Annotated in this window: 6 protein-coding genes; all 6 read left to right on the plus strand. The window is 41.9% G+C overall.

Annotation, left to right across the window (positions count from 1 at the left end; translation table 11 throughout):
* The first annotated feature begins 2 nt into the window (after positions 1-2).
* Positions 3-1,745 (plus strand): cytochrome c oxidase subunit I, encoded by a 1,743-nt coding sequence (gene ctaD, locus ACESM0_RS04970; protein ID WP_372904240.1) that lies wholly within the window; start codon positions 3-5, stop codon positions 1,743-1,745.
* Between the two features lie 26 nt (positions 1,746-1,771).
* Positions 1,772-2,431 carry a cytochrome c oxidase subunit 3 family protein gene (locus ACESM0_RS04975; protein WP_372904242.1) on the plus strand — a complete coding sequence of 220 codons (660 nt, stop codon included), beginning with the start codon at positions 1,772-1,774 and terminating at the stop codon, positions 2,429-2,431.
* A 23-nt stretch (positions 2,432-2,454) separates the two neighbouring features.
* A complete protein-coding gene (locus tag ACESM0_RS04980) occupies positions 2,455-2,757 on the plus strand; it encodes a cytochrome C oxidase subunit IV family protein (protein WP_372904244.1) in 303 nt (100 codons plus the stop codon).
* Between the two features lie 94 nt (positions 2,758-2,851).
* Positions 2,852-3,727 (plus strand): MBL fold metallo-hydrolase, encoded by an 876-nt coding sequence (locus ACESM0_RS04985; protein ID WP_372904246.1) that lies wholly within the window; start codon positions 2,852-2,854, stop codon positions 3,725-3,727.
* Positions 3,728-3,788: 61 nt separating this feature from the next.
* Positions 3,789-7,172 carry a hypothetical protein gene (locus ACESM0_RS04990; protein ID WP_372904248.1) on the plus strand — a complete coding sequence of 1,128 codons (3,384 nt, stop codon included), beginning with the start codon at positions 3,789-3,791 and terminating at the stop codon, positions 7,170-7,172.
* Positions 7,173-7,351: 179 nt separating this feature from the next.
* Positions 7,352-7,935 (plus strand): uracil-DNA glycosylase family protein (locus tag ACESM0_RS04995; RefSeq protein ID WP_372904250.1); only part of this gene is annotated, 584 nt, incomplete at its 3' end.

Here is a 7,935-nt window from a genome sequence, read left to right on the forward strand (position 1 = left end):
TCATGGCTACATCCGAAGCATCCAATACTACATACAAAAAAATTCAGGTCCGGCGATACAAACCGGAAGAAAATCCTGAAAAACATTATCTCAACGAAGAAAAAGGACTTTGGGCCTGGTTAACTACTGTAGACCACAAAAAGATTGGTCTAATGTACCTGGGTGCAATTGCACTTTTTTTCCTCCTGGGAGGAATTCTGGCATTGGTTCTTAGAACCGAACTCTGGACACCTGCCAGAAACTTCCTTGATGCAGACATGTATAATCAGGTATTTACCCTGCACGGGGCCATTATGATCTTCTTTTTCCTGGTCCCATCTGTGCCTACGGTTTTAGGTAACTTTATCTTACCTCTTCAGCTCGGGGCTAAGGATGTGGCTTTCCCTCGCCTGAACCTTGCAAGTTTCTACATTTACGTAATCGGTGCACTTTTCACATTAACAGCTATCTTAACCGGTGGCGTTGATACCGGTTGGACTTTTTATACTCCTTACAGTGCAACTACTGGCGGTAGTGTTATGATGATGACAATGGGTATTTTTATACTCGGTTTCTCATCCATCCTGACAGGTGTCAACTTTATTGTTACCATTCACAAACTGCGTTCACCGGGCTTAACCTGGGCGAAATTACCGCTGAATTTGTGGGCACTTTATGCTACTTCCATCATTCAGATTTTAGCTACACCGGTATTGGCCATTACATTGTTGCTTCTAACCATGGAGCGCGCATTGGGAATCGGAATCTTTGATCCCAATTTAGGCGGTGACCCTGTACTGTATCAGCACTTCTTCTGGTTCTACTCCCACCCTGCCGTATATATTATGATTGTGCCGGGTTTTGGTATTGTTTCAGAAATTATATCCACATTTTCCAAGAAAATCATTTTCGGTTACTGGGCGATTGCGCTTTCCTCACTTGCCATTGCATTTATCGGATTCCTCGTTTGGGGACACCACATGTTTACCGCAGGTCAGTCTTCATTGGCAAACATGGTATTCTCCTTTTTAACCTTTATGGTGGGTATACCAACGGGTATTAAGATTTTCAACTGGTTGGCTACGATGTACAAAGGCTCGATCGATTTAAAAGCTCCTATGCTTTACATCATGATCTTCCTTTTCCTGTTCACCATTGGTGGATTTACCGGAATCATGCTCGGTGCTCTTTCCGTAGACATTCACCTGCACGACACTTACTACGTAGTTGCACACTTCCACTATGTGATGGTTGGCGGTATGGTGATGGCCTTTCTCGGAGGTATTCACTATTGGTGGCCTAAGATGTTTGGAAAATTGTACAGTGAAGTTTGGGCTAGGATTGCGGCTGCATTTATTTTCATCGGTTTCAATATGACGTTCCTTCCACAGTTTATCATGGGTTCTCAGGGAATGCCCAGAAGATATTTCAACTATATCGAACAGTTCCAGCCATTCCATCAAACGTCGACCATTGGAGCCTACATCATGGGAGTTGGATTCCTTATTATTGCTTTCTACCTCATTCACTCTCTGGTTAAAGGTAAGCAAGCAGGATCTAATCCTTGGGGAAGCCGTGCCCTGGAATGGCAAACAGCTTCTCCACCACCGCTACACAATTTTGAACATATACCGGTTATCATTAACGGACCGTACGATTATCACAAACCGATGTCAGAATTCCAGTTAGGAGTTGCATCATCACACAACGGTCACCATGCAGAAGATACGGTGAACGTACCTGACACAGCACCTGAAAAAGCGTAATTTAAACGAATAAGAAAACAGAAATTATGTCATCAACTTCTGCTATTGAAGAAAAAAGGCTGGATCACGTTCAACACCATTTTGTTAACAGTGATCAACAGTTTGAATCCGCAAAAATGGGAATGTGGGTCTTTATTGTGACTGAAGTTCTCATGTTTGGGGGACTTTTTGCCGCTTATATCGCCTACCGTGCCTGGTATCCTGAACTCTATCTCGAAGCTTCCACTCAACTCAATGCTTTCTGGGGCGGTGTGAATACCTTCGTATTAATCGGTAGTTCACTGACTGTAGCTATGGCAATTCGTTCTGCTCAGCTGAACCAGATCAAAGGGCTGATTATAAACCTCTACATCACCATCGGTTTAGCTTTGACATTTATGGTAATTAAGTACTTTGAGTACTCTGATAAGCTCGCTAAAGGAATTGCACCCGGTAATTATTATACATACGATGGGTTGGAGCACGAAAAAGCTAACATCTTCTTTAGCATATATTACATGATGACCGGGCTTCATGGTATTCACGTAACTGTCGGTATCGGACTTATGATCTGGCTCGTTGTTAAAGCGAAAAAGAAAGTATTTCACAGCGGGTATTATACACCAGTAGAAATTACCGGATTATATTGGCACCTCGTGGATATCATCTGGATATTCCTGTTTCCACTACTCTACCTGATCGACTAACTGAAAAAATACTATACACTACTATGAGTGGACATCATATTTCATCAGCTAAATTTCTCTGGGGAATTGCTATCGCCCTGTTTTTCTTAACATTCATTACCGTTGCCGTAACGTGGATCGAAATTCCCGAACCATGGAATGTTGTAGTAGCAATTGCAATCGCTATTGTAAAGGCTTTGCTGGTACTACTCTTTTTCATGAATCTCTATTGGGATAGTAAATTCAACTCACTATTATTTGTTTTTTCAATCATATTCTTCCTTTTATTGATTGGAATTACATTACTGGATACAATGTATAGAGTTGATCCGATTCCTGCTTTCTAAAGCAGACATAAACTTTTATAAAGGCCGATTTCTTACGAGATCGGCCTTTTTTTATTTACATTTAAGTCAGTTGAAAACAGAACTCAAAATGCACATGATGAATCGCTTAGAAATTGCAAACTTAGAATTATACCCTGTGGAAACCGGAAGATTCAGGTTGGATGGAGGTGCAATGTTTGGTGTTGTACCGAAAACACTTTGGAGCAGAATGATTCCGGCTGATGATAAAAACCGTATTCCCATGGCTATGCGATGCATGTTGGTAAAATCGAATACAAGTGGCCGAATTTACCTGATTGACAACGGTTGTGGAAATAAGTTTAATGAAAAGATGGAAAAGATCTATTCGCTGGATTACGACCACAGCAATCTTATCGATTCTCTAAAGCAGTTAAACATTAAACCTGAGGAAATCACCGATATGGTCTTTACTCACCTTCATTTTGACCATTCGGGCGGTACTTCAGACTACGATAACGAGGGGAATCTAATTGAGGTTTTTCCAAATGCTACCTATCACATAAACAAGCGGCATTGGGAAACTGCTACCAATCCCAATGATCGTGAAAAGGCGAGTTTCTTTCCGGAAAATATTAATCCTATTAAAAACAGCGGACGATTAAACCTAACTGAAGACGGAGTAAACTTTGAAGAAGGTTTTGGAACAGTTGTTGTTAACGGACATACAGAAGGGCAGCAGCTACCGGTTTTCATGGATGACAGTAAAACTATCGTCTACGCAGCCGACCTGTTTCCAACTTACGCTCACGTGCCACTCCCCTGGATAATGGGTTACGATATGAAGCCGCTTCAAACTCTAAAAGAAAAGAAAGAATTTTTAAAAAAGGCCGTAGAGAAATCCTGGTATATATATCTGGAGCATGATGCAGAGCACGAAGTAATCACGTTAAAAAATGAGGATGGGAAATACTCTATGGATCAGTCCATGAAGATATCCGACATCGAATAATTGTCAAGTTACTCCGTTAATTTATGTGTCTCTCACAATATTATTAAGCTTCAGAGCCTGAATGTCTCAAAACCCAAAAAACAGACCGGAGAAAAAACTGGATGAACTTCTCAAGTTCCTGAGAAATCAGCACGCTCGTTTGGGACAATTCAGAAGAAGAACAATTCTATTTTCTCTTTTCACTGTTATCTTAAGTGGATTATCACTGTTCTTTATTTTTGAGAACTATCTCTATACAGCCCCTGCATTAAAAACAGTCTTTCTGCTTGTATTGGTTTTGGCTGCAATTTTTTCGGCTTGGAAAGCTAAGCAGAATTTTTCACTAAGCTCTTTTCAACAGTTCTATACAGATTTTTTCTCAGACACAGGAAAGAAAAAGCTGCTGAGTGCTGTTGACCTTCATCTCTTTCCGGATCAGAAAAACTCTGTTTTCTACCATGCTGCCGTATCTGAGAATCTCTCAAACAGCGATCCTGCAGAAATAAAATCTGATCTTGAAAATTATACTCAAAAAAAGACTGAGTACAGATACTATAAACGATCGTTATTAGTTTTTGCTGCTTCCCTCCTGCTTTTCGGTTCTCTCTCTTTGACATTTACGGAGTCAGCGGTCAGAACATTTCAGTTTTGGGAGACTTTTCCCAAACCCAACCCCTATCAATACACCATTACGCCGGGCGATGTAACTTTAGAACACGGGTCTCTTTTTGCCCCGGAAATAAATTTTACTGATGGGAACCAACCCAAACAGGTTTTCCTATCGTTCAAGACAGATGTAGAGGAGAACTACAGATCGAGACAGGTTCAGAATATCGGGGGAAATAAGTTTAAACCCGCTGAGATAGAGCTTACAAATACGGTTTCATATCGATTTGAAATGGATGGATTTGTGAGTGACGAATATGAGGCAGAAATCCGTCTTCAGCCCAGGTTCGAAGAACTCATTGCAAAAGTAGAGCCGCCGGACTATACTCAACTTTCAAATACTGAGATAGAGTATCCCTTCTCAGACATTTCCTTCTATCCCGGTTCTGAAATCTCTTTTCAAGGTAAGACCAATAAAGAGCTTACTTCCATCATGGTGAATCATTCTGAAGAAAACATAGCCCCTGTGATGGAATCCAGTAACGGCAATACGGAGATAACCCTTACAATAGAACCTGAGGAAAATGATACGCTCTCGTTTGTAATGACCGATGTGGATGATCTTCAAAACAGTAATCAATACCGTACGATTCTCAAAAAAGCGGAAGACCGTTCGCCCGTTGTTTCAATTCTTGAGCCTACAGGATCATTTCAAACTTCAAATCCCGAGATTCTGGACATCAGTTACAGAGCAACGGATGATTTCGGACTGGTCCGGGCTCAGTTAATGTGGGAACTACGCCGCGCTTTTGTTGAAACACCGATTCAAGGAAGTGAAACACTTTCGAGGCCGGGCAACGGATATACAGAGAACTATCAGTGGGAATTAAATAGTTTAGAATTGAGGCCTCGTGATGAACTGGAATTTAGAATTCGTGTCTGGGATAATGACGAAGTGTCCGGTCCAAAATACAGCGACTCCAACATTGTAACTCTTATTGTTCCCTCTTTGGCTGATAGTTTTGAAGAGCTTGATCGAAGAGAGCGAGACGTGCAGGGTGAAATGGACGAGATCTCAGAAAACTTCAGCAATATGGAGCAGGAGTATGAAGATTTTCTGGAGAGACTCAGACAAAACCCTGAAGGTGGTTTCGAGGAAGAGCAGATGCTGGAGGAGATCAAAGATCAGCAATCAGATATTGATGAAGCTGTACAACAAATGAACGAACGCTTTGAACAGCTTCAATCCGAGATCATGCAAAATGAAAATGTTTCGGAAGAGACTCAAAGAGCATACCGTGAACTTCAGCAGTTAATGAAGGAGCTGGATGACCCCGCACTTCGTGATGCTATGGAAGAACTTCAAAAAGCGCTTCAGAATATGTCACCCGACGAAATAGAAGAAGCACTTGAAAACGTAAATTTTAACGAAAATCTCTATAAAGAACGCCTTGAGCGTACTGTGGAGCTTTTTAAGCAGCTAAAAATGAACAGCGATCTCGATAAGCTTGCCCGGCAGTATGAAGACCTCTCGGATCGAATCGAACCACAGGAAGAGCAGTCTTTGGAAAACCTGCAAAATGAACTGGAAAACAGTGGTGATGACATTGAGTCTATCTCTGAGCAACTCGAAAACCTCGATCAAAACCCTCCGCAAAGATCTGAACAACAGATCAAACAGATAAAAGAAGAATCTCAATCTCAACTGGATGAAGTTTCAGAGCAATTAGAGGAATTGAACCGGAAAACGGAAGATGAAAAGAGCCAAGGCAATGAACAGACAGGTGATGAAATCCAAAATGAACAACAGGGAATCAGCAAGCAGCTTCAGGATCAGGCGGAAAAGATAAGGTCGGCCAGAAGTGAAATGAGTGGACAGCAAATTCAGGTCAATATTTTAGCCCTGCAGCAATCGCTTTACACATTGCTGGAGCTCTCTGACCTTCAGGAGTACATCACCAAAACAACCGCCGAAACTCGCGGAAGAAGTCAGGGATTTGTTGATCTGGCACGAAATCAAAAGAGCGTTGCTGACCAATTTTCTATCACCGCAGACACTCTATTCAAGGTTTCATCCGAACTGCCGGGTGTACCCAACCAAATTAACAGAAAAAAAGCTGAAGTAGAACGCAGTTTAAGTCAGTCGCTTGATGAAATGGTTGAAAGAAATCAACGTAACGCTTCAATTTCGTCAAGGGAAGCCTTTGCGGGTATTAATGATTTGGCTTCCATGCTGGCGTCTCTGATTGATCAGCTTCAGGATCAACAAAACGGCGGTGGTGGTGGCGGAATGAGTATGGAGCAGATGGTTGAACAAATGCAGCAGATGTCTGGTGATCAGCAGCAGTTGAATCAGCAGCTCCAGCAGATGATAAACGACATGCAGGGTGACCGTCTGAGTCAAGAACAATCGGAAAGACTGGACCAGCTTGCACGTCAACAGAATGAAATCAGAAAACAATTACGCGAACTTCAGCAAAGAGGCGCTTTTGAATCCGGCGACCGCGTTTTAAGTGAGCTTCAGCGAATGATGGATGAAATGGAAGATTCTATCAATGATATGCGTGGTGGATTAACGGATCCCATTATGACTGAAAGGCAGCAGAATATTTTATCCAGAATGTTAGACGCTGAGCAGGCTTTACAGCAGAGAGGAGAAAAAGATGAGCGGGAAGGAACGGCTTCAACTCAATATGATCAAACCCTTCCGCCTGACATGACTTTAGAAGAACTTGAGCAGGAAATTCGAACACGATTGCAAGATCCGAATTACACGAGTTTTTCTGAGACGTACCAGCGTTTGATCGAAAAGTATTTCGAACAGCTGCGAAGATTCGAGGAACAGCCCGGCAATCAATAACTGAAATCAATTTTTTTACCCGGCCTGTACAGGTAATAAAAGTCCGGATTCTATCTTTCACTTTGTGATATATTTTTATCTAAAGGACGAAACCCTTTGCCCCTCTCCCAACTCTTTTGCATTTTCCATTTTCATACTGTTTGGGCAGTCATTCATTATTTTTTATCCTCAAATACTTCATGAGCAACTCCGATCAAATATCCATTGATGACATCATCAACTACTTAAAAACCGAACAGGAAATTTACGGCCCTTTTTCTATTTCGGACCGGAAGATTGATTTACCTGATCAAACAGATGAGCCTCAGTCTTTAAAGAATCAAGATGAAGGCGAACTACCATCCGAAAAAACATCGAAGCCTTTAACTCTTGCAGAAAAGCTTGCGGCCTGTTCAACATTGGACGAGTTAAAAGAGCTCTGTACTTCAGCTGAAGAACTTAAAACAGACCTTGAAAATACCAATTTAGTTTTCGGAGTAGGGAATCCAAATGCAGATTTGATGCTGATTGGTGAGGCGCCGGGTGAGCAGGAAGATCGTCAGGGCGAACCGTTTGTTGGTGCTGCCGGTCAGCTTTTGAATAAAATACTGGGTGCCATAAATTTTAAACGCGAAGATGTATATATCTCAAATATTTTAAAGCATCGTCCGCCGGGCAACCGAAACCCTAAACCGGAAGAAGCCGAACGGAGCCTCCCTTATTTGAAAAAACAGATTGAGCTGATCAACCCGAAGATTCTTCTTTGCCTTGGTAAAGTTTCCGG

This window comes from Rhodohalobacter sp., from assembly GCF_041686455.1.
GTDB lineage: Bacteria > Bacteroidota > Rhodothermia > Balneolales > Balneolaceae > Rhodohalobacter.